We start from the raw sequence: 21,604 nt of genomic DNA, 5'->3' as shown, positions 1-21,604 counted from the left end.
TACTGCCAAACTGATTTTTAATTGTTCAATTTGTCTGGTAAACTAGAGGTAATACAAATTGCGGAGGCTCTATCAATGACTGAATCAAAACGATTATTACTTATCGATGGCAACAGTGTGGCCTTTCGGGCTTTCTTCGCGCTGTATACGTCATTGAATAGTTTCACGAACGCGGACGGCTTGCATACCAATGCAATCTTTGGTTTCAACCGGATGCTGGATATTATGTTAGAGGAAGTTAAGCCCACCGAAGCCCTAGTGGCTTTTGATGCCGGTAAAGTGACCTTCCGGACGAAGAAATACGCCGATTATAAGGGTGGCCGTGCGAAGACGCCGCCAGAGCTTTCCGAACAGATGCCGGTGATTCGTGAGCTGTTAAAGGCGCGGGGCATCAAGTCTTATGAACTGAAAAATTACGAGGCTGATGACATCATCGGCACCATGGCCAAGCAGGCTGAAGAAGCCAATTATCAAACCACCATTTTTACCGGAGACCGTGATTTGACTCAGCTGACTTCCGACAAGACCAGCGTTGCCGTGTCGAAAAAAGGGGTCACTGAAGTTGAAACCTTTACTCCCGCACACGTGGAAGAAAAGTTAGGCGTGCGGCCAGATCAGATTATTGAAATTAAGGGGCTGCAGGGCGACACCTCTGATAATTACCCGGGTGTCACCGGAGTCGGTCCCAAGACTGCTGTTTCACTGATTCAGAAGTACGGCACCATTGACGGTGTCTACGAAAACATTGATAAAATTACGGCCAAAAAAATGAAGGAACATTTGATTGAAGACAAGGACTCTGCCTTTCAATCACGGGACCTGGCTACTATTCGGCGAGACGCACCAATTGAAATCAAACTCAGTGACCTGACTTACAAGGGTGACCAGCGTGACGAACTGGTCAAATTCTATCAAGACATGAATTTCCAATCCTTCTTAAATAAGATGAACGCTGATTCCGGTGATGAAGATGTTCTCGGGTTAAAACCAGTGGAGTTTACGGTTTTGACTGCAGATAATCTGAGTGACCTGTCACAGTTTAAGGATCACGTCTCGTTTTATCTGGAAATGCCGGATGCTAACTACCACACGTCAACCTTTGCGGGGTTTGTGATTGGTGAAGGTGACAAGTGGTTTGTTTCCCGTGATGTGGAACTACTGAAGCAAGCGCCATTAAAGGATTTATTATCCAGTGATAAAGCTCAAAAAGACGTTTTTGATTTGAAGCGGACCTACGTTGGGCTGAACCGTTTAGGGATTCATTTAACCAACGTTGATTTTGATTTGCTGTTAGCTTCATACCTATTAGATACTAATGAAAATAGTAATGATCTGGGCCGACTGGCGTTTCAGCATGGCTATCATCAGATTCAGTCTGATGAAGAAGTTTACGGTAAGGGTGCCAAGCGGGCCATCCCAGATGATGACCAAACCTTCTTTGAACATTTGACCCGTAAAGGGATCACCATCGAATCCTTAAAGAAATCACTATTTAAACAGTTAGACGAAAACGAGCAGACGAAGCTGTACCGTGACCTTGAAATACCGATGGCTTATGTATTGGCCCACATGGAAATTGCCGGAATCATGGTGGATACCGATCGTTTAACAGCGATGCAAAGCGAGTTTACAGAAATGCTGGCACAAACTCAGCAGACCATTTTCCAAGAAGCCGGCGAAGAATTCAACATTGGTTCGCCAAAACAGCTGCAGCACATTTTGTTTGAAAAATTGGGGTTAACGCCGATTAAGAAGACCAAGACGGGTTACTCCACTTCAGTTGACGTGCTGGAAAAGTTGGCTGCTGAAGCGCCAATCGTGGAGAATATCCTGAAGTACCGTCAGATTTCGAAAATTCAATCGACGTATGTTGAAGGCCTGCTAAAAGTCGTTCACAGTACGGATCAAAAGGTTCATACCCGTTATCTGCAGACGTTGACGCAAACCGGCCGCTTGTCTTCAGTGGATCCGAACTTACAAAACATTCCCATCCGGACTGAAGAGGGCCGACGGATCAGACAGGCGTTTATTCCCAGTCATAAGGGCTGGCAAATCTTTTCATCTGACTACTCGCAAATTGAACTGCGGGTATTAGCACACATTACCCATGATAAGAACCTGCAGGAAGCCTTTAGAGAGGGCGAAGATATTCATGCTTCGACAGCTCGCCGGATCTTCCGGTTAGGGCCGGATGCCGAGGTTGATCCTAACATGCGGCGTCAGGCCAAAGCGGTGAACTTTGGTATTGTGTACGGCATCAGTGATTTTGGCCTGTCACAAAACATCGGTATCACCCGGAAGCAGGCCCGTCAGTTTATTGACACCTACTTCGAGGAATACCCTGGTGTTAAGCAATACATGACGGACATCGTGGCTTCCGCTAAGGATAAGGGCTACGTTGAAACCATTGCTCATCGTCGGCGTTATTTGCCGGATATTAACGCACGGAACTTTAACCAGCGTTCATTTGCCGAACGAACAGCTATGAATACGCCGATTCAAGGCAGTGCCGCCGATATCATCAAAATTGCGATGATTAAAATGGAAGATGCCATTAAAGACTTGCAGGCCACCATGCTGCTGCAAGTCCACGATGAACTGATCTTTGAGGCGCCTGCTGAAGAGATCCCAACATTGGAAAAATTAGTGCCGAGTGTCATGGATTCAGCCGTTAAACTGGAAATTCCGCTGAAAGTAGAATCCCATTACGGCAACACCTGGTACGAAGCAAAGTAACGATACAAGGAGGCTTCGCGGATGCCTGAATTACCCGAAGTGGAAACGGTGCGGCGCGGGCTGACGCGATTAGTTGGTCACGCGAAGATTACGTCCGTTGATGTTTATTACGAAAAAATGGTCTCACCAGAGGCCGCTCAATTTAAAAAAATGCTTGCCGGCAAAACGATTGAACGCATTGACCGGCGGGGAAAGTATCTTCTATTTAGATTCAACGATGAGCTAACCATGGTGTCGCACTTGCGGATGGAAGGCAAGTACGACGTTCAGCCAGCTGGCAACCCCATCACCAAGCACACGCACGTGGTGTTTCATCTTGACGATAACCGCGATTTAAGGTATACCGATACCCGGAAGTTTGGGCGGATGCACCTGTTAAAGACAGGCGAGGAGACTAAGCTGGTTTCCGGTTTGAAAAAGATGGGGCCGGAACCGACTGCCGAAACGCTCACGGTGGACTACATGAAAACCATTTTCAGCAAGAGTAAGAAGGCGATTAAGCCGTTTTTGCTGGATCAAAGTAACATTGCTGGTCTGGGAAACATCTACGTTGACGAAACGCTGTGGTTGAGCCGGATTCATCCCGAACAGCCCACTAATACGATTCCAGAATTTCAGATTCGTCAGCTCCGTGAAAATATTATTGCCGAAATCAAGCGTGCGATTGACGGGCACGGGACTACCGTTCATTCCTTCTCCACCGCATATGGTGAAGCTGGTGAATTTCAGAACCATTTAAACGTATACGGCCGCAAAGGCGAACCCTGTTTCCGCTGCGATACCCCCATTGAAAAAACGAAGGTGGCACAGCGCGGGACGCATTTCTGTCCTGATTGCCAAGTTTTGCGGAAGAATCCGGGAGAAACTATGGTACTAGGCCTTACTGGCGGCATTGCTACTGGTAAATCAACCGTTAGTGAGCTGTTTAAGGCCTATCAGATTCCGGTGATTGATGCTGACGAGGTTGCCCGTAAAGTGGTTGAACCAGGTACCACGGGGTTAAAACAGATTCAAAGTACCTTTGGCTGGCAGATGATTCAGCCGGATGGTACGTTGGATCGGCACGCTTTGGGGACTTTGGTGTTCAGTCAGCCGGATAAGCTGGCACAGCTGAACGCGATTACCAATCCGCTGATCAAGAAAGCCGTGGTTCGCAAGCTGCAGGGCTACCGGCGGCGGAAAACCCGGCTGGTGGTTTACGATGCACCAACGCTGTTTGAAGCGCACGCGGCATCTGGTGTGAATGAAATCATGGTGATTGACGTGCCGGAAAAGGTGCAGTTAGAGCGCTTGATGGCACGTGACCAGCTCACTAAAAAAGAGGCGCTGGAGCGGATCAACGCGCAGTTATCGTTAGCTGAAAAGGCTAAACGGGCTGATGTGGTGATCGATAATAGTCGTTCAGTTGATAAAACGAAAGCGCAAGTGGTAAGATGGCTGAATGAAGCCGGATTTGGCTCATTAATAACGGATAAAGCTAATCAAGTTAAAAAGTAAACAATTCGCAGAAGGATAAGAGGTGAGACTATGCACTGTCCACACTGTCACCACAATGGGTCACGGGTCGTTGACAGCCGGCCGACGGATGAAGGCCGAGTCATTCGACGACGCCGTGAATGTGAAAATTGCGGTTTTCGGTTCACAACGTTCGAGCGAATCGAAGCAACACCATTATTGGTGATTAAGAAAAATGGTACCCGTGAAGAATTCAACCGTGAAAAAATCTTACGGGGAATCATTCGCTCGGCGGAAAAACGGCCGGTTGGCATGGATGTCATGACCAAACTGGTTGACGAAGTTGAAAACGAAGTTCGTTCGCTGGGTGAAAATGAAGTTTCCAGTCAATTGATTGGTGAATACGTGATGAAGCGGTTGGCGGATATCGATGAGATCTCCTACATTCGTTTTGCCAGTGTTTACCGTCAGTTCAAGGATATGAGTGTCTTCCTAGAAGAACTCAAAGATGTGATGAACAAGGATAAGAAAAAAGGGACTTCATCTGATAAAAAGAAATGAAACGGGGCTTAATCATGGCGGAGTCAATGCAACCACTCATGCCCAAAACAGCTGTTGCGATCGTTGCAACAACTCGGCTGCAAGATGAACGGCGACGGGTATTGGACCTTCTATACCAGCCAATTTTAGGCGTTTCAGCATACAGCCTTGCGACAGTCATGTGGCAACAGGTGTCCTTAACAGCTGACTTAAAGGTTGAAGTGACCCATACTGACCTGTTAGCACTGCTTAACATCAGTATGTCGACACTGGAAGACTCCCGTCAGCGGCTGGAAGGTGCCGGGCTATTACGTACGTTTGAAAATCAGCCAGACCGTTTGCCTGAACTGATTTACGAACTGCAGCAGCCAGTCAGCGGTGAAATGTTTTTCAAGGATGATCTGCTGAGCCTGCTATTACTGGAAGTCGTGGGTGAGCGTCAGTTTGACCGGCTGCGGCAAGTCTTTCTGCCGCGGCGACTTAAACGGGAGAAGTGGCACGAAATTTCCAAGTCATTTCTGGACGTTTTTTCGCTGGACAACCGGCTAATTGCGTCACCGCCAAAACTGATTGAAGCCACTAAAGCGGCTTTTGAACAGGAAACAGATACTGCCCAGCACGAGCAGCCCACGGCACCCGACTTTGATTTTGGCCTGCTGTCGGAACTGCTTAAACGCTCGTACATTGATATGAACGATTTGCGGCAGTACCGCCAGCTGATTATCAACGAACACCTGCTGTACGGCATTGATGAAACTGAAATGGCCCGCTACATAGGTGATGCCACGAACTTAGCCACCAATAAACTGGATGCTGATCAGTTTAAACGGGCAATTGCCACGGCTTATCAGTCGGAAACTCAACCGGTAGTGGCGCGGCAAAAGACGGTTACCGCTGAGAAGAGTAGTGAAAGTCAGGAAGAGGCTGCGCTAATCACTGCGGCTAAGCAGTACGAACCGATGGCATTTCTGGCTCAAATTAGGCAGCAGCAGGGCGGCTACGTGGCCAGTGGCGAACAGCGAATCGTCGAACAAATTGCCAATAAGCAGATTTTTTCTAGTGCGGTGATCAATATTTTAATTTATGAAGTGTTGATTGACCTGGATAATTCGACGATCACGCAACGGTTAACCGATACGATTGCTAACCGTTGGGCGCAAGACGGTGTAAAGACACCAGAAGACGCCTTGGCAAGTATTCGTAAATTCAAGGCTGACCGGGACAAGCCAAAGACTACTCGGCGACGAACTGGCACCAAGAACATTAAGGAAACCTTGCCAGACTGGGCTAAAAACGATTATCAGCCAAGACAGAAAAAAACGTTGTCACAGTCTGACCAAGATCAATTTAACGAGCAACTGAATAAACTTAAAAAACTGCGAGATGGAGGTGATTAGTATGGAAAATATCAGTGAGTCTATGAAACGATACATGGACCAACACCAACTCAATGCTAATTACCAGAAGCTGATGAATACCGTGTATCAAGATGCCGATGTTCAGGCTTTTTTGAAGGAACATGCTGACCAGTTAAACGCTGAGCAGATCGACCGGTCGTCAGCTAAGCTGTACGAGTATGTCAACGAACGTAATAAACTAGCCAAGGGGGAAACGACCTTTGCTCCTGGTTACGAACCGAAATTAGTCTTGAACGATCACTTGGTTGAGGTATCTTATCAGCCAACGGATGAGCAAAAAGAGAAGCTGAAGAAGGCGGCCTTAAAACGGCGGGTAAATGCGATCATGATGCCGAAGCTGATCAAAAATGCCACCTTCGATAATTTCATTAATGACCCGGACCGGGCACAGGCTCTCCAGGCTGCCGTGGCCTTTATTGAAGCCTATTCTAAAGATTCCAAGCACTTCCATCAGGGACTCTACCTATATGGCAGTTTTGGTGTGGGCAAGACTTATTTACTTGGTGCCATTGCCAACCAACTGGCGGACATGGGTGTGAAGACGACCTTGGTTCATTTTCCGAGCTTTGCCGTGGAGATGAAGAACGCCATTGCCAGCAATCAAGTTGCCGGACGATTAGACGACGTTAAGCAGGCACAGATCTTGATGATCGATGATATTGGGGCTGATGCCATGTCAGCTTGGGTTCGCGACGACATTCTCGGAGTTATTTTGGAATACCGGATGCAAAACGAATTGCCGACGTTTTTCTCGTCTAATTTCTCCATGCAACAGCTAGAAACTGAGCACTTGGCAGAGACGCAAAAGGGTGACGTGGAGCCGTTGAAAGCCAAGCGACTGATGGAACGGATCCGCTTCTTAGCTCAGGAAATCGAAATGATCGGTGAAAATCGTCGACAAAAATAGAGTTGACACTTATTTTTTAAAGTGGTTTAATGTGAATTGTAATCAATTTCAAAGAATTTTAAATGTCTGAAAGACAAGACTTAGTTAAACTCTCCAAGAGAGAAGCACCACTTCTGGAAGTGCTTTGTGAGCGATTCTAAGTTACCACTTTCTCGAATGTGTGGTGGATAATACCGCATCGGCTGTCCCGTTATCACTGAATGAAGGTTTGGTTCGCAGTGTGAATCAGATGAATTTCGGGTGGAACCGCGTAGAGACGTCCCGGTATGTACAGTAATGTGCATGCCGGGATTTTTTAGTTTCATGAGTTTGTTGGGTTTCAGCATTTAAAAAATGTAAATACGAGGAGAAGAGTAGAATGGCAGATATTACGATTGAGTTCCCAGACGGTAAAAAGAAACAGTTTGATGCCGAAGCAACGACCAAAGACGTCGCACAATCAATCGCTATTAGTTTAGCTAAAAAGGCTGTTGCCGGTAAGTTAGACGGTAAGCTGATTGATTTAAACGCCCCTTTGAAGCACGACGGTAAGATTGAAATCGTTACAAAGGACAGCGAAGATGGTTTGGCAGTGTTACGTCAATCCGTTGCCTTATTAACTAAGGTTGCTTTGAAAGAAACCTATCCAGCAATCCAGTTTGGTGCCGAAGTCGGCGACAAGGACGGTTTTTACGTTGATACCGATAAGGAAGACGGCCAAGTCAGTGCTGATTCATTACCAGCTATTGCCGATAAGGTTCAGGCTTTCATCAACCAGAAATTGGCGATCAAGCACGTCCGTTTGAGCAAAGCTGATGCCTTGAAGAAGCTTGAAGGGACTTCATACGAAGCTAAACTCGTTGAAGACAGCGACGAAGACGAGTTTCCATTTTACGAAATCGATGGCGTTTCCGTCTTGGCCAGCGGTGTTAGCTTTGCCAACACTGGCGACATCAAGTTCTTCCGTTTGCTCTCAGTTGCCGGTGCTTACTTCGAAGGTAAGTCATCCAACCCGATGCTGCAACGGATCTACGGGACCGCATTCTACAAGCAAGCTGATCTTGATGCTGACTTACAAGCCCGTCAAGAAGCCCGCGAACATGATCACCGTGTAATTGGTAACGATTTGGACTTATTCTTTGTTGATCCTAAAGTCGGTGCCGGTTTACCATACTGGATGCCAAACGGTGCTACCATTCGTCGGACTATCGAACGCTACATTATCGATAAAGAAGTTGCCGATGGTTACAAGCACGTTTACACCCCAGTGTTAGCTAACCTGGACCTTTACAAGACTTCTGGTCACTGGGCTCACTACCGTGAAGATATGTTCCCACCAATGGACATGGGTGATGGTGAAATGCTTGAATTACGGCCAATGAACTGCCCAAGCCACATTCAAATTTACAACCACCACATTCGTTCATACCGTGAATTGCCATTACGGATCGCTGAACTGGGTATGATGCACCGTTACGAAAAATCGGGTGCCTTATCAGGGTTACAACGGGTTCGTGAAATGACCTTGAACGATGGCCACACCTTCGTTGCCCTGGATCAAGTTCAAGACGAATTCAAGAAGATTTTGACTTTGATCATGGACGTTTACAAGGACTTCAACATTAACGACTACAGCTTCCGTCTTTCATACCGTGATCCTGAGAACACTGAAAAGTACTTCGATGATGACGAAATGTGGAACCGCAGCCAGACCATGCTGAAGGGTGCCATGGATGACCTTGGCCTTGACTACTACGAGGCTGAAGGGGAAGCTGCCTTCTACGGTCCTAAGCTGGATATTCAAACTAAGACTGCTTTAGGTAACGACGAAACCATGTCAACCATTCAATTGGACTTCATGCTGCCAGAACGCTTCGACTTGAAGTACGTTGGTGCCGATGGTGAAGATCACCGTCCAGTTATGATTCACCGTGGGATCGTGGGTACTATGGAACGGTTCATTGCTTACCTGACTGAAATCTACAAGGGTGCCTTTCCAACTTGGTTAGCACCTAAGCAAGTTAAAATCATCCCAGTTAGCGATGACAAGCACGGCAAGTACGCTGAAAGCCTGTGCAAGCGTTTGATGGCTGCCAATGTTCGTGCCGAAGTTGACCACCGTGGCGAAAAGATGAACTATTTGATCCGCGATGCTCAAACTCACAAGATTCCATACACCTTGGTTGTTGGTGATCAAGAAGTTGCTGATAACGCCGTTAGTGTTCGTAAGTACGGTGAACAGAACAGTGAATCCATGAGTGCCGATGATTTCGAAGCTGAAATCTTAAAGGATATTGCTAATTACAGCAATAACTAATTTGTAAAACCGGCTTGACACACGAATTAAATAGGCTATACTTATTATTCGTGAGCTTAAAGCCAAGTGATTTGACTAATATAGCATGTCATGGTATATTGGTTAAGTTGAATAAATGTAAGTAGAAGCACCCGCTTCTCGCCTCGTGGTTAACACTGCCTGGCTGATACGTAAATAAACTGAACCTGGGAATGGTTCGGGTATTTAACGGGTGCGCATTGCGTGCCCGTTATTTATTTGGGTAAGACTTACACGTTTCATTGTTTTCAAAATCACTCGGAGGTGAATGACCATAGCAAACGATATGATGGTTAACGAAGGAATCCGCGCTCGCGAAGTACGGTTGATCGGTAATAATGGCGAACAACTGGGCATCAAGAGTAAGCGGGATGCGCTTCAACTGGCTGAAGATGCAGACTTGGATCTTGTTTTAGTGGCAGCGAAAGCAAAGCCACCGGTTGCCCGGATCATGGATTACGGGAAGTACCGTTTCGAGATGCAAAAGAAGCAGCGTGAAGCTCGTAAGAAGCAAAAAGTCGTTAGCGTTAAGGAAGTTCGCTTAAGTCCATCAATTGATACGAACGATTTCAATACTAAGCTGAAGAACGCTAAGAAGTTCTTGGGCAAGGGTGAAAAAGTTCGTGTTTCAATTCGATTTAAGGGTCGGGCAATTACCCATAAGGATATTGGTCGTCAAGTCTTGAACCGGATGGCTGAAGAAACAAGCGATGTTGCAACCGTTGAACAGCGTCCTAAGATGGACGGACGGAGCATGTTTCTGATGCTTGCACCAAAAAAAGAAGACTAGTTGTTTAGTATTTGAGGAGGATTTTCGATTATGCCAAAGATGAAGACAAACCGCGCCAGTGCCAAGCGTTTTAAAGTAACTGCTAAGGGCGGCATTAAGAGTGCGAATGCTTACACGAGTCACCGTTTCCACGGTAAGACCAAGAAGCAACGTCGTCAATTACGTGGGACTTCAATGATGAAATCTAACACGATTAAGAAAACTTATCGTCAATTACTGCAAAAGTAATTCGAAAAGTCGTTTCATGAATTTAATCGTTTAAAAACGATGATAACCGTAAGTATTAGGAGGAAATTAATATGCCACGAGTAAAAGGTGGAACAGTTACACGCGCACGTCACAAAAAGATTCTTAAATTAGCTAAGGGCTACCGTGGTTCAAAGCACCGTTTGTTTAAGGTTGCTAAGGATCAAGTAATGAAGGGTCGCCAATACGCTTACCGTGACCGGAAGGCCAACAAGCGTAACTTCCGTCGTCTTTGGATCGCTCGGATCAACGCTGCAGCCCGTATGAACGGTTTAAGCTACAGCAAGATGATGTTTGGTTTGAAGCAAGCCAACGTCGAAGTTAACCGTAAGATGCTAGCTGACTTAGCTGTTAACGATGCTGATGCTTTCAAGGCATTAGCTGACGAAGCAAAAAAGGCATTATAATTTAAACCTAAACGAGGCTGGATGAAGACTTCCAACCTCGTTTTTATTTTATTCGAAGAGATGCGCTATAATCGTAGTAATATCGGCAAAAATCTCGTATAATAAACTCTCAGTACAGGATAAAGGAGCTCGTAATGTTAGCACGATTTACACCAACTTGGATGATCAACGCGACCTATGACATCAACCCTAAGCAGTTAAAGCAGCTAGGGATCAAAGTCGTTTTGACGGACCTGGATAACACCCTGATTGCATGGAACAATCCTTATGGAACCGAAGAGCTCCGGGACTGGATGACATCACTGAAACGTGAGAACATTCAGTTGGTGGTTGTGTCAAACAATTCCCATCGTCGGGTCAAAAAAGCGGTGGCTGCCTTACAGCTTCCCTTTATTTCACGCGCGCTAAAACCATTTTCGGGTGGTATTCGGCGGGCGATGCGTCAATATCGGGTTTCTGAAAATGAAGTTGTGATGGTTGGCGATCAATTGCTAACGGATGTTGCCGCAGCAAACTTTAGTAAGATTCGTAGTATTTTGGTCAGACCCATTATTGAAAGCGACGCGTGGAACACTCGGATCAATCGGTTCTTCGAGCGATTTGTGATGCACGCAATGCTTAGAAAGCACCCAGAACTCAAGTTTCGAAAGGACTTAATTAATGAGCGAAACAAATAAAGATGAAGTATTAGTTGATGGCGAGACCGTTTATTGCATCGGTTGCGGCGCCCAGATTCAGACCACTGACAAAGATCGCCCCGGTTATACGCCAAAGTCCGCGTTAGATAAGGGCTTGGAGACCGGTGAACTGTACTGCCAACGCTGTTTTAGATTACGGCACTACAACGAAATCGTTCCCGTTGGGTTAACCGACGACGATTTTCTGCGGTTATTGACCCAAATTCGTGATGCCAACGCGCTGATCGTTTACGTGGTCGATATTTTCGACTTTAACGGCTCAATTATTCCTGGTTTACACCGGTTCGTTGGAGATAATCCCGTGATGCTGGTGGGGAACAAGGAAGATCTGCTGCCAAGTTCACTGCGCCGTTCGAAGTTGCGCGACTGGTTACGGCAACGGGCTAACGAACAGGGTATTCGGCCAATCGACGTTTCCTTATTATCGGCTAAGACTAATCAATCCGTTGACCAGTTCTTAGATAAGGTTGAAAAACACCGTGGTAACCGCGATGTCTACATCGTTGGCGTTACCAACGTCGGTAAATCAACGTTAATCAATCAAATTATCCGTCGCAGTACCGGAGCTAAGGACGTGATCACGACGTCCCGGTTCCCAGGGACCACGCTGGATAAGATTGAGATTCCGCTGGATGGCGATCATGTTTTGGTGGACACTCCAGGGATCATTCATCCGTCACAAATGGCGCATTACCTATCAGGTAAAGAACTTAAGATCGTGACGCCGCAAAAGCAGATTAAGCCAAAGGTCTATCAGTTAAACGATCAGCAAACGATTTTCCTAGCGGGTGTTGCCCGGTTCGATTACGTTTCGGGACCCAAGCACGGCTTTACGGTCTACGTTGAGAATAATTTGCCGCTGCACCGTACCAAACTGGAAAACGCCGATAACTTTTACGGTAAGCACGTTGGTGATTTACTGACGCCACCGGAAAGTCCGGATAATGACCTGCCACCGCTGACCAGACACGAGTTTAAAATCACCGAAAAAAGTGACCTGGTGTTTGAAGGTTTAGGCTGGATCACCGTTCCTGCAGGGGTAGTCGTTGCCGGCTATGCACCTGAAGGCGTTGGTGTTGTCGTTCGGCGAGCAATGATATAAGGAGAAATTAATTTGAATTTAAAAGGTAAGCAAAAACGGTTTTTACGTGCCCAAGCACACCATTTAAACCCGATCTTTTCGGTCGGCAAAAACGGACTTAACCAAACTTGGTTAGCCCAATTGGACGGTGCTCTTCAAAAGCGTGAACTCATTAAAATCAATCTTCAGCAGAGTGCTGACGAAACGGTTGAAGAAGTTCAAGCCTACATTGAAGACAACACGCCAATTCAGGTTGTCCAAACCATTGGTCGGGTACTGGTTTTATTTCAGCCAGCATCTGAGGAAAAATATCAGGATCTTTCATTACAAGTAAAAAAATTAGCATAATCATTTTGAAGTAAGGGGAAATCACGATGGTTAAGGTAGTTGAACAGACGAAGACAAAGGTTGTTGAACAGCTGGCAGCCACTATCAAGAAAAAAAGAATCGGTATTCTCGGTGGAACGTTCAATCCACCTCACATCGGGCATTTAATTATGGCCGACCAAGTCATGACACAGTTAGGGCTTGACCGGGTCTTATTCATGCCGGATGCCAATCCGCCTCACGTTGACCGGAAGGTAGCGATTGATGCTTCCGACCGGGTCAAAATGGTATCGGCCAGTATTGCGGATAACCCTAATTTTGGGATTGAATTGGCTGAAATTCAGCGGGGCGGCGTCAGTTACACCTATGACACGATGCTGGAGTTGAAACGCAAGCACCCTGAAAATGAATACTACTTTATTATTGGCGGTGACATGGTCGATTACCTGCCCAAATGGCACCGAATTGATGATTTAGTCAAGCTGGTACAATTCGTTGGTATTCGTCGTGAAAACTATCCGGTAACCTCCAAATACCCAGTACTCTGGGTGGATATTCCTTTAATTGATATTAGTTCCACGATGATTCGCAGCCGGGTCAGGCAGGGACAATCTATCAGATACTTTGTGAAGGATCCGGTAGCAAAGTACATTAAGGAGCGACAGCTATATCATGAGTGAAATAGTAACGTATACGGGCCGGTATACCGCTGACAGCCGTGATCAATTACTGACTAAGATTTCCAAACAATTGAAGCCAGGGCGATTTGCTCACGTTCAGAGGGTGGAACAAACGGCAATTAAGTTAGCTAAGGAATACGGTGTTGAGGTCGAAAAAGCTTCAATTGCCGGTTTAGTCCACGATTACGCTAAACAGCGTCCTGATGAGGACTTTATAGCAGCCATTCACCACTATCAGCTAGATCCTGATTTAGTGAACTGGAATAACGCTATTTGGCATGGACTAGTTGGTGCGGAGCTGATTAAGGCCGAGCTGGGAATTGGTGACGAAGACATCCTGGATGCCGTGCGTTATCATACCACTGGGAACCGCTATATGACAAAATTGGCACAGATTATTTACATGGCAGATTACATTGAACCTGCCCGGGACTTTGACGGGGTCGAAAAAGCACGTTTGCTGACCTCGCAAAGTCTTGAACTGGCAGTTGCTTATCAAACGAAGCATACGCTGCTGTATCTACTGGAAAATAATCAGCGGATCTACCCGAAAACAATTGATACTTACAACGCTTGGGTTCCCCAAAGCGGATTGAAAGATTAACGGAGGAATTTAATGAATAGTAAAGATATTTTAGAAGTTGTTGTTAAAGCCGCTTCAGATAAGCGCGCCGAAGATATCGTTGCCTTAGACATGCAAAATGTCAGCCTGATCACAGACTACTTCATGATTACGGATGCGACTTCCGGCCGGCAGGTACAAGCCATTACTGATAACGTTCAGGAGGCTTGTGAAAAGGCTGATATTCCGGTTAAACGGATTGAAGGCCGCGACGCAGCTCGCTGGGTATTGATCGACCTTGGCGACGTCATGGTTCACGTTTTCCAAAAGGACGAACGTGCACACTATAATTTGGAAAAATTGTGGTCAGAAGCACCGCTAGTTAACGTTGATGACTGGGTCGAAGCATGATTTATCAGACTTTTGCCAAATTATACGATGAGCTGTTCGACAGCGAATTGTATCTTGAATGGCGTTCGTTTGTTGAACAGCAAGTAACTGACAAACAGCAGCCACTGCTGGAACTCGCCTGCGGTGCGGGGCGTTTAGCAGTACTGTTAGCGCAGGACGGTTATAATGTGACTGGTTTTGACTTGTCGGATGAAATGCTGAGTCTAGCTGACCAGCACGCCAGAGAAGCTGAGGTTACGCTGCCTCTGATTGAAGGTAACATGCTTGATCTCAGTGATCTGGAAACGTATCAGACGGTCACCTGTTTTGCTGACTCACTGTGTTATTTACCTGACGAAACGTCACTGCTGACAACATTTGAACAAGTTGCACGTCATCTAAACGATGATGGGCAATTTTTGTTTGACGTCATTTCGCCATACCAAACGGATACGGTTTATCCTGGCTATATGTATAATTACCGGGACACTGACCGGGCTTTCATGTGGTCCAGTGAAGCGGGTGAGGAACCCCATTCAGTTGACCATGATTTGACGTTTTTTACCTATAATGAAGGTAAGAATGCTTACGATGAAGTTGCTGAACTGCACCATGAGCGAACTTACGAACTAGCAACTTATCAACGTTTATTAAAGTCAGCTGGGTTTAAGCAGGTCAGGGTCAGTGCTGATTTTGGTAAGACCAGCGTCAAGCCGGATACGACTCGCTGGTTCTTCGTTTGTTCTAAATAGCTGATTGCAGGAGGTGACCATCATCGCAAATGTTTTGGGAATTGTAGCGGAATACAATCCGTTCCATAATGGTCACGCCTATCAGCTGCGGCAGGCTAAGCAGCAAACCCATGCGGATGTGACCGTCGTGGCGATGAGCGGTAACTGGGTTCAGCGGGGAGAGCCGGCACTGCTAGACAAGTGGCAGCGGACTAAGTTAGCCCTTTCAGGCGGCGCTGACTTGGTAGTTGAACTACCGTTTCAGTTTGCCGTGCAGCCGGCGCATTTATTTGCGCAGGGTGCCGTTCAGCTGCTGTCCGAACTAGGCTGTACCAGTCTGGCCTTTGGCGCTGAACATCCTGACTTAGATTTTGATACTTTAGTGGCTAACCAGCCCACCAATGCCAGCAGTCATTTTAAACGGTTTGACGAAACTTACCCAACGTTGTTTAACGACTATCTGCAGAAACAGACGGGGATGGATCTGCGTGCTTCCAACGATATTTTAGGCTTTAGTTATGTAGCTGCCAATCACCAACTAGCGCACCCAATGAAAATGCTGCCGATTCAGCGGCGAGGCAGTTCCCATCAGGATACCCAAGTGGGCACTAAAGCAACGGTTGCCAGCGGGGCAGCAATCCGTAACGCGGTGCAGGAAGGTAACTGGGCAGCGGTTGATCAGCTGGTCCCTAAGGATACAGCCACTGCATTGCGTGAAGATCAGCGAACAACTTGGGCAGATTATTGGCCATATTTGAGATTTCAGTTGCTCTCAACCGCGATTGATAACCTTCATGAAATTTACCAAATGAGTGAGGGGATTGAGTATCGTTTAAAGCAGGCGGCATTAACGAGTGTCAGTTTTGATGATTTTTTGCGCAGTGCAAAAACTAAACGGTTCACCTATGCCCGGCTGCAACGGCTTTGTGTGTATGTTCTGCTGCAGATCGATCAGGTAGAACTGCCAACATCGCTCAGATACGCGCGTGTTCTGGGTTTTAATCGCCGTGGGCAGGAACACTTGAACCAAGTTAAAAAAGCAACTGAGCTGCCTTTAATTGCCCGTGTAACGGATGATTGGATCAATGGACCGTACCGGCTGGATTATCAAGCCGGCTTAATGCGCCAAATGTTGAGCGGGGCTGATCAAGACCGGCTACAGCACCCGGTAATTGTCTAATTCACCTGTTCGTTTGAATAAGTTCGACTTTTAAATATGACTTTGAAGTTGTTTTTAACGTGTCATGTAAATTCCCTTGACATCGTCACAGCCCATAGTTATAATAATAAAGTTGCGTTAGGAGGATACTGAATTGAAGCTGTCGTTATCCGAGTTACAAAAAGAGTACCGGCATGAACCACTCAAATTCGATGAGGCCCTGGATTTAAAAGCAGATCTGATGGAACGTTATCCGGATGAGGTGCTTGACGTAACCCCAGTTCACATCAATGGAATGGTAAGTGTTGAAGGTAGTGGCGACGTGCTGTTTTACGCACACGTAAAAGCTACACTGACAGTACCATCGACGCGTTCATTGACGCCAGTAGAATTACCAACGGCCTTTGACGTTACCGAGTTTTACGTTGCTTCTCAAGCAGCATTAGCTCGGTACGAAAAGACAGACGTGGTCCTGGTTGTTGAAGATGACGTGATTGATGTTGATAAAGCGATTGCTGACAATCTGCTGTTGCAGATTCCGATGCAAGTACTGACGAAAGCAGAACAGTCAGCCGATAAGTTACCTGAAGGTCAAGACTGGGAGGTAACCATTGAAGGTGACCCAGATGCCGAAGAATCAGATTCTAAAACTGTTGATCCACGTCTTGCTAAGTTGAAAAACTTCTTTGATGATTCGTCAAAAGGCGATGAAAAGTAAGACTTTAAAAATCTTTCACTAGTGGATAATTTTAAATTTAAGGAGGTGTTTCCATTGGCTGTACCAGCACGTAAAACTTCTAAGACGAAGAAACGTATGCGTCGAGGAAACATTAAGTTGCAAGTACCTAATTTGAGTGCTTGCCCAAACTGTGGTGAATTACGTAAATCACACGTTGTTTGCCCTAACTGCGGCTTCTATGATGGTCGTCAGGTTGTTAAGACTAACAACTAATTAACTAAAAAAGAAACATCCACGAGAACCGCGGTCTCTGGATGCTTCTTTTTTTTTAATGTCTGAATAGGGGGCTAAGCTGCACCGTAGCGCGCTTTATGCTATTGGCTAGTAGAACACCAGAATAGTAGCGATAGAGTGCCTGAAAAGCAATTATAGCGACCTATTTACTTGAATTCGTAATTGATGTGTTTTAAAGCTAACAAAAAAGAACCAGAGATGATCAACATCCCCAGTTCTTTTTGTTATTTATAGTTGAAAGCGGAAGAGATTATTCCTTAGTAAAATCAACAACCATACGGCCAGTGATCTTACCAGCTTTCATTTCGTCAATAATGTCATTGACTTCACTTAAACGACGGGTCTGAACGATTGGGTGTACCAAACCTTCGGCACCGAATTGGAAAGTTTCAGCTAAGTCTTGACGAGTACCAACAAGTGAACCAGCCACTTGGATACCATCAAGAACAGTCTTAGCAATGTTCAGCTTCATATCACCTTGTGGTAAGGCAACGGCAACTAAACGGCCATCTGGACGAAGGGCATTAACTGATTGGGTAAATGCAGCATCGTTAACGGCAGTAACTTGGGCGTTGTTAACACCACCGACTTGTTTTTGAATTTCTTCAGCGACGTTTTGAGTCTTACGGTTGATTAAGATATCAGCGCCCATTTCCTTGGCAGCCTTTAACTTGTCAGGGTTACCATCAACGGCAACAACGTGTGCACCGAAGACGTGCTTAGCGTATTGGATAGCCAAGTTACCTAAACCACCGGCACCAACAACTTCAACCCATTGGCCAGGCTTAGTTTCACCGACTTTGAGAGCCTTGTACATAGTAACACCGGCACAGGTTAAACTAGTTGCTTCAACGGGATCCAAACCTTCTGGAACTTTAACGGCGTAGTCAGCATCAACGATAACTTGTTGTGCCATAGCACCGTCAACAGTGAAGCCAGAGTTCTTAACGTTGCGGCAAAGTGTTTCGCGGCCAGTCAAGCAATATTCACAGTGGCCACAGCCTTTGTAGAACCAAGCGATAGATACGCGATCGCCAACTTTTAAGTTGGTGACACCCTTACCGAGCTTAGAAACGATTCCGACACCTTCATGACCAATGATACGACCAGGAACTTTACCAAAATCACCAGCAGCAACGTGAAGGTCGGTGTGGCATAGGCCACAGTATTCAACGTCAACTAAAGCTTCGCCATAGTTCAAATCACGAAGTTTAACATCCTTAATATCAACATACCCATCAACTGGGTCGCGTACAACAGCAGCTTTCATTATACAATAACCTCTTTCGTTTATGATTTCACAATGTTATTTAAACACACAGGTTAAAAAAATTCAAGTGACCTTTTGAGCAATCAGGGAATATTTTCAAAACTTTTTATTTTAAGAAAGCGGTTGCTAACCGCGGTTAAGCTGATTTTCGTTTGTTTTTTCGTTTTTTAAAAAGAAAAAAGTTTTTTCACTAGAGAAAAATTACTGAAAATATTCTTCATTCAATTGAGATTAATTCGCCAAATTTTAATTTATATAGTAAGATGGAAAAGTAATTTGATTGACAGTATGGTACACTATTAGCGGTGTATCAGAAGTTTTTCTGAGCGAAAACAAGAATATTATAAATAAGAGGAGTTCGTTAAAAATGAGTCGAATTTTAATTATTGAAGATGAAAAGAACTTAGCTCGCTTTGTTGAGCTGGAATTAAAGCATGAAGGTTACGATACTGAAGTGCAATTTAATGGCCGTACCGGCTTGGATGCTGCCTTAGCGGAAGATTTTGACGTTATACTCCTTGATTTAATGCTGCCTGAACTTAACGGGATCGATGTTGCTCGCCGGATTCGTGAGGTAAAGAGTACGCCAATCATCATGATGACAGCCCGCGATTCTGTCATCGATCGGGTTTCCGGCTTTGATCACGGCGCTGACGATTACATCGTCAAGCCGTTTGCAATCGAAGAATTATTGGCTCGTGTTCGGGCACTGCTTCGTCGAATTCACATCGAAAGTGAACAAAAAGATTTTAAGCAAACCACGGTTACTTATAAAGATTTGACGATTGAAAAGGAAAACCGTGTCGTTCGTCGCGGCGACGAAGTTATCAACTTAACCAAGCGTGAATATGAGTTGCTTTTGACCCTGATGGAAAACGTTAACGTGGTATTAGCTCGTGATGTTTTGTTAAATAAAGTTTGGGGTTATGAATCAGAAGTTGAAACCAACGTGGTTGACGTTTACGTACGTTACTTACGAAACAAAATCGATCGGCCGGGTGAAAAGAGCTACATTCAAACGGTTCGTGGTACTGGGTACGTGATGCGTTCATGAGCGAAACCGAAAATATTGATGAAACAAACTTAAAAAAGCGACATCGGTTATCGATGAAGTGGAAGTGGGCGCTGGGTAGTGCAACCGGCGTCTTTCTTATCTTTGTGGTTTTTTCGGTGCTGATGTTTCAGGGCCTGTCAGGAGTACTGCTTCAACAGGAGCGTACCCACGTTAGCAGTACTATGGATACCGTCATTAGCCGGGTGGATAATTTGCAGGGTCACTTTACGGCAGCTACCGTGGCTACCGCTTTGCAACCTAACTTAAATCAGCCCAGCGGATCGACATCGGGCGGTTCCAACATTTATCAGAACTCGGTCATTACGGATTTGTCCCGTGATAGTACTGGGGTATCTGTTTTTAACGCCCAGAAAAAAGAAATTTTTAATTCCCGAAATACTCATGTGAACAGCAGTCGGCTGTCGGGTAAGCGGGAAATGAAAATGGAAAAGACCCGTAATTTTGATGGGTTAGTTGGGCGTGCGCCAATTTATACACAAAACGGGCATCAGTTGCTGGGCTACGTGCAGGTCTCTAATGCTATGACTGAGTACAAGGCCGCCCGTAACCGATTTTCGTTAATTCTAATTGTGCTGGTAATTTCCGCCGTGTTTGTGGCGTCTATTTTCAGTTACTGCTTAGCGGATCTGTTACTTAAGCCAATCATTGGTCTTAACAAGACCATGCGCGCGGTTCGTTCAGATCCTCAGTCTGATGAACGGGTACCAGTTACCCGTCGAAACGATGAATTGTCTGACCTCAGTGAATTGTTTAACGATATGCTGGACCAGATGCAGCGTTATATAGATCAGCAGCAGCAATTCGTGGGGGATGTTTCTCACGAGTTACGAACACCAGTAGCAGTTATCCAAGGTCACATTGAAATGTTGCAGCGGTGGGGCAAAGATGATCCGGAAGTGTTAAACGAATCCCTTTCTGCGGCCATGCAGGAAAGTAAACGGATGCAGAGTCTGGTCACTGAAATGCTGGACCTGACTCGTGCTGAGCAGATTCAGATCACGATGAATCACGAGACTTCTGATATTAAAGAAGTCGTTAACCAAGTGTTCAATGACTTCAAAATGATTCATCCAGACTTTACGTTTATTTTGGACGATGATGTGAAGAAACATGCTTATTCACAAATCTATCGCAACCACCTTGAACAAGTGCTGATTATTTTGCTGGATAACGCCGTTAAATATTCGGTTAAGCGTAAAGAGATTCATTTATCACTGTCTTCCAGCGGTCACGTTGCACAGATTGCCGTTCAAGACTTTGGTGAGGGGATTTCTGAAGAAAACCGTCAACGCGTCTTTAACCGCTTTTACCGAGTGGACAAAGCACGAAGCCGTAACAAGGGCGGCAACGGTTTAGGCTTATCAATCGCCAAACGGCTGATAGAGGCCTATCATGGTAAAATCAGTATTGAAAGTGCCTTGGGCTACGGTTCAATTTTCCAAATTGAACTGCCATTAATTTCTGAAGACATTAAGATTCAGCTGGACCATGCTAAAGAAGAAGATGAGGAAGAACGGACCGTTAGTGATCCCTTAGCAACTAATTTGGGAGCTGACCCAAGCGATTCCGCCACCGATACTTCTAGTATTCCAGGCGTTTACCGAGCAAGTGATCAGCCAACTTCAGAGCAGTCAGATTCTGATGAACCAGATGACCACGACTCAAATGATGATGCAGATTCATAATTAAAGTGATTTAGGCGGGTTCTCGAATTTAGAGAACTCGCTTTTTTAAATTATTTTAAGTTAAGGGGGTTATCGTTAAAGCTTAAAAGCGATATTATTAAGAGGTGTATTTCGGCGCTGTAATTGAGACCGGCTAATATCAACTAAGTCAGCAGCCGTT

22 protein-coding genes, 1 pseudogene and 1 other annotated feature are annotated in these 21,604 nt (G+C 45.6%); of the genes and pseudogenes, 22 read left to right on the top strand and 1 reads right to left on the bottom strand.

The window, feature by feature from the left end; all coding sequences use genetic code 11:
- Window positions 1-75 precede the first annotated feature (75 nt).
- From polA to rpmF, 20 genes and pseudogenes are all read left to right on the top strand, one after another.
- Window positions 76-2,736 carry a DNA polymerase I gene (gene polA, locus JUE95_RS01625; RefSeq protein WP_203648700.1) on the top strand — a complete coding sequence of 887 codons (2,661 nt, stop codon included), beginning with the start codon at window positions 76-78 and terminating at the stop codon, window positions 2,734-2,736.
- A 21-nt stretch (window positions 2,737-2,757) separates the two neighbouring features.
- Window positions 2,758-3,567, top strand: a pseudogene (gene mutM, locus JUE95_RS12720) (DNA-formamidopyrimidine glycosylase); the annotation flags it as partial.
- 36 nt (window positions 3,568-3,603) lie between these two features.
- Entirely contained in the window at window positions 3,604-4,233 is a 630-nt protein-coding gene (gene coaE, locus JUE95_RS12715) for a dephospho-CoA kinase (protein ID WP_235995078.1), read from the top strand.
- A 30-nt stretch (window positions 4,234-4,263) separates the two neighbouring features.
- Window positions 4,264-4,752 carry a transcriptional regulator NrdR gene (gene nrdR, locus JUE95_RS01615; protein WP_089108219.1) on the top strand — a complete coding sequence of 163 codons (489 nt, stop codon included), beginning with the start codon at window positions 4,264-4,266 and terminating at the stop codon, window positions 4,750-4,752.
- 14 nt (window positions 4,753-4,766) lie between these two features.
- Window positions 4,767-6,128 (top strand): DnaD domain protein, encoded by a 1,362-nt coding sequence (locus JUE95_RS01610; protein WP_203648697.1) that lies wholly within the window; start codon window positions 4,767-4,769, stop codon window positions 6,126-6,128.
- A gap of 1 nt (window position 6,129) precedes the next feature.
- Window positions 6,130-7,056: a primosomal protein DnaI gene (dnaI, locus tag JUE95_RS01605; protein ID WP_203648693.1), complete on the top strand. Its 927-nt coding sequence runs from the start codon at window positions 6,130-6,132 to the stop codon at window positions 7,054-7,056.
- Window positions 7,057-7,414: 358 nt separating this feature from the next.
- On the top strand, window positions 7,415-9,352 hold the full coding sequence (gene thrS / locus JUE95_RS01600) for a threonine--tRNA ligase (RefSeq protein ID WP_203648692.1): 1,938 nt from the start codon (window positions 7,415-7,417) through the stop codon (window positions 9,350-9,352).
- A 113-nt stretch (window positions 9,353-9,465) separates the two neighbouring features.
- Window positions 9,466-9,596, top strand: a sequence feature (ribosomal protein L20 leader region).
- A gap of 60 nt (window positions 9,597-9,656) precedes the next feature.
- Window positions 9,657-10,160 carry a translation initiation factor IF-3 gene (gene infC / locus JUE95_RS01595; RefSeq protein ID WP_203648758.1) on the top strand — a complete coding sequence of 168 codons (504 nt, stop codon included), beginning with the start codon at window positions 9,657-9,659 and terminating at the stop codon, window positions 10,158-10,160.
- Between the two features lie 30 nt (window positions 10,161-10,190).
- On the top strand, window positions 10,191-10,388 hold the full coding sequence (gene rpmI, locus JUE95_RS01590; RefSeq protein WP_054654993.1) for a 50S ribosomal protein L35: 198 nt from the start codon (window positions 10,191-10,193) through the stop codon (window positions 10,386-10,388).
- Between the two features lie 71 nt (window positions 10,389-10,459).
- Window positions 10,460-10,813: a 50S ribosomal protein L20 gene (gene rplT / locus JUE95_RS01585; RefSeq protein WP_203648691.1), complete on the top strand. Its 354-nt coding sequence runs from the start codon at window positions 10,460-10,462 to the stop codon at window positions 10,811-10,813.
- 134 nt (window positions 10,814-10,947) lie between these two features.
- Window positions 10,948-11,490: a YqeG family HAD IIIA-type phosphatase gene (locus tag JUE95_RS01580; protein WP_203648690.1), complete on the top strand. Its 543-nt coding sequence runs from the start codon at window positions 10,948-10,950 to the stop codon at window positions 11,488-11,490.
- Window positions 11,474-12,613: a ribosome biogenesis GTPase YqeH gene (gene yqeH / locus JUE95_RS01575; protein ID WP_203648689.1), complete on the top strand. Its 1,140-nt coding sequence runs from the start codon at window positions 11,474-11,476 to the stop codon at window positions 12,611-12,613. Before JUE95_RS01580 ends, yqeH begins: the two co-directional genes overlap by 17 nt.
- A 12-nt stretch (window positions 12,614-12,625) precedes the next feature.
- Window positions 12,626-12,940 carry a ribosome assembly RNA-binding protein YhbY gene (gene yhbY / locus JUE95_RS01570; RefSeq protein WP_203648688.1) on the top strand — a complete coding sequence of 105 codons (315 nt, stop codon included), beginning with the start codon at window positions 12,626-12,628 and terminating at the stop codon, window positions 12,938-12,940.
- A 26-nt stretch (window positions 12,941-12,966) separates the two neighbouring features.
- Entirely contained in the window at window positions 12,967-13,599 is a 633-nt protein-coding gene (locus tag JUE95_RS01565) for a nicotinate-nucleotide adenylyltransferase (protein ID WP_203648687.1), read from the top strand.
- Window positions 13,592-14,203 (top strand): bis(5'-nucleosyl)-tetraphosphatase (symmetrical) YqeK, encoded by a 612-nt coding sequence (gene yqeK / locus JUE95_RS01560; protein ID WP_203648686.1) that lies wholly within the window; start codon window positions 13,592-13,594, stop codon window positions 14,201-14,203. Before JUE95_RS01565 ends, yqeK begins: the two co-directional genes overlap by 8 nt.
- A 12-nt stretch (window positions 14,204-14,215) precedes the next feature.
- Window positions 14,216-14,572, top strand: coding sequence for a ribosome silencing factor (gene rsfS / locus JUE95_RS01555; RefSeq protein ID WP_203648684.1), 357 nt, complete (start codon window positions 14,216-14,218; stop codon window positions 14,570-14,572).
- On the top strand, window positions 14,569-15,303 hold the full coding sequence (locus tag JUE95_RS01550; RefSeq protein ID WP_203648683.1) for a class I SAM-dependent DNA methyltransferase: 735 nt from the start codon (window positions 14,569-14,571) through the stop codon (window positions 15,301-15,303). The genes rsfS and JUE95_RS01550 overlap by 4 nt, the downstream gene beginning before the upstream one ends.
- Before the next feature lie 19 nt (window positions 15,304-15,322).
- Complete coding sequence (locus JUE95_RS01545; protein ID WP_373305657.1) at window positions 15,323-16,462, top strand: nucleotidyltransferase; 1,140 nt, start codon at window positions 15,323-15,325, stop codon at window positions 16,460-16,462.
- Window positions 16,463-16,595: 133 nt separating this feature from the next.
- Window positions 16,596-17,159: a YceD family protein gene (locus JUE95_RS01540; protein ID WP_203648682.1), complete on the top strand. Its 564-nt coding sequence runs from the start codon at window positions 16,596-16,598 to the stop codon at window positions 17,157-17,159.
- A 54-nt stretch (window positions 17,160-17,213) separates the two neighbouring features.
- Window positions 17,214-17,393, top strand: a complete 180-nt coding sequence (rpmF, locus tag JUE95_RS01535) for a 50S ribosomal protein L32 (RefSeq protein WP_054655005.1) — start codon at window positions 17,214-17,216, stop codon at window positions 17,391-17,393.
- Window positions 17,394-17,664: 271 nt separating this feature from the next.
- Here rpmF and adhP read toward each other — a convergent pair whose 3' ends face one another.
- Window positions 17,665-18,684 (bottom strand): alcohol dehydrogenase AdhP, encoded by a 1,020-nt coding sequence (gene adhP, locus JUE95_RS01530; RefSeq protein ID WP_203648681.1) that lies wholly within the window; start codon window positions 18,682-18,684, stop codon window positions 17,665-17,667.
- Window positions 18,685-19,051: 367 nt separating this feature from the next.
- On the opposite strand from adhP, the gene JUE95_RS01525 reads away from it, so the two are divergent.
- Both JUE95_RS01525 and JUE95_RS01520 read left to right on the top strand, forming a co-directional pair.
- Window positions 19,052-19,738: a response regulator transcription factor gene (locus tag JUE95_RS01525; RefSeq protein WP_054655009.1), complete on the top strand. Its 687-nt coding sequence runs from the start codon at window positions 19,052-19,054 to the stop codon at window positions 19,736-19,738.
- On the top strand, window positions 19,735-21,444 hold the full coding sequence (locus JUE95_RS01520) for a HAMP domain-containing sensor histidine kinase (protein ID WP_203648680.1): 1,710 nt from the start codon (window positions 19,735-19,737) through the stop codon (window positions 21,442-21,444). The genes JUE95_RS01525 and JUE95_RS01520 overlap by 4 nt, the downstream gene beginning before the upstream one ends.
- Window positions 21,445-21,604 lie beyond the last annotated feature (160 nt).

This window comes from Secundilactobacillus yichangensis, from assembly GCF_016861565.1.
Lineage (GTDB): Bacteria > Bacillota > Bacilli > Lactobacillales > Lactobacillaceae > Secundilactobacillus > Secundilactobacillus yichangensis.
Note: the sequence above shows the minus strand (reverse complement) of the source record. Positions and strands in the feature narration are given on the sequence as shown.

What these genes read in the sequence shown, in the direction of transcription:
- polA (WP_203648700.1), top strand. Translation starts at nt 76, where the DNA reads ATGACTGAATCAAAACGATTATTACTTATCGATGGCAACAGTGTGGCC.
- coaE (WP_235995078.1), top strand. Translation starts at nt 3,604, where the DNA reads ATGGTACTAGGCCTTACTGGCGGCATTGCTACTGGTAAATCAACCGTT.
- nrdR (WP_089108219.1), top strand. Translation starts at nt 4,264, where the DNA reads ATGCACTGTCCACACTGTCACCACAATGGGTCACGGGTCGTTGACAGC.
- JUE95_RS01610 (WP_203648697.1), top strand. Translation starts at nt 4,767, where the DNA reads ATGGCGGAGTCAATGCAACCACTCATGCCCAAAACAGCTGTTGCGATC.
- dnaI (WP_203648693.1), top strand. Translation starts at nt 6,130, where the DNA reads ATGGAAAATATCAGTGAGTCTATGAAACGATACATGGACCAACACCAA.
- thrS (WP_203648692.1), top strand. Translation starts at nt 7,415, where the DNA reads ATGGCAGATATTACGATTGAGTTCCCAGACGGTAAAAAGAAACAGTTT.
- infC (WP_203648758.1), top strand. Translation starts at nt 9,657, where the DNA reads ATGATGGTTAACGAAGGAATCCGCGCTCGCGAAGTACGGTTGATCGGT.
- rpmI (WP_054654993.1), top strand. Translation starts at nt 10,191, where the DNA reads ATGCCAAAGATGAAGACAAACCGCGCCAGTGCCAAGCGTTTTAAAGTA.
- rplT (WP_203648691.1), top strand. Translation starts at nt 10,460, where the DNA reads ATGCCACGAGTAAAAGGTGGAACAGTTACACGCGCACGTCACAAAAAG.
- JUE95_RS01580 (WP_203648690.1), top strand. Translation starts at nt 10,948, where the DNA reads ATGTTAGCACGATTTACACCAACTTGGATGATCAACGCGACCTATGAC.
- yqeH (WP_203648689.1), top strand. Translation starts at nt 11,474, where the DNA reads ATGAGCGAAACAAATAAAGATGAAGTATTAGTTGATGGCGAGACCGTT.
- JUE95_RS01565 (WP_203648687.1), top strand. Translation starts at nt 12,967, where the DNA reads ATGGTTAAGGTAGTTGAACAGACGAAGACAAAGGTTGTTGAACAGCTG.
- yqeK (WP_203648686.1), top strand. Translation starts at nt 13,592, where the DNA reads ATGAGTGAAATAGTAACGTATACGGGCCGGTATACCGCTGACAGCCGT.
- rsfS (WP_203648684.1), top strand. Translation starts at nt 14,216, where the DNA reads ATGAATAGTAAAGATATTTTAGAAGTTGTTGTTAAAGCCGCTTCAGAT.
- JUE95_RS01550 (WP_203648683.1), top strand. Translation starts at nt 14,569, where the DNA reads ATGATTTATCAGACTTTTGCCAAATTATACGATGAGCTGTTCGACAGC.
- adhP (WP_203648681.1), bottom strand. Translation starts at nt 18,684, where the DNA reads ATGAAAGCTGCTGTTGTACGCGACCCAGTTGATGGGTATGTTGATATT.
- JUE95_RS01525 (WP_054655009.1), top strand. Translation starts at nt 19,052, where the DNA reads ATGAGTCGAATTTTAATTATTGAAGATGAAAAGAACTTAGCTCGCTTT.
- JUE95_RS01520 (WP_203648680.1), top strand. Translation starts at nt 19,735, where the DNA reads ATGAGCGAAACCGAAAATATTGATGAAACAAACTTAAAAAAGCGACAT.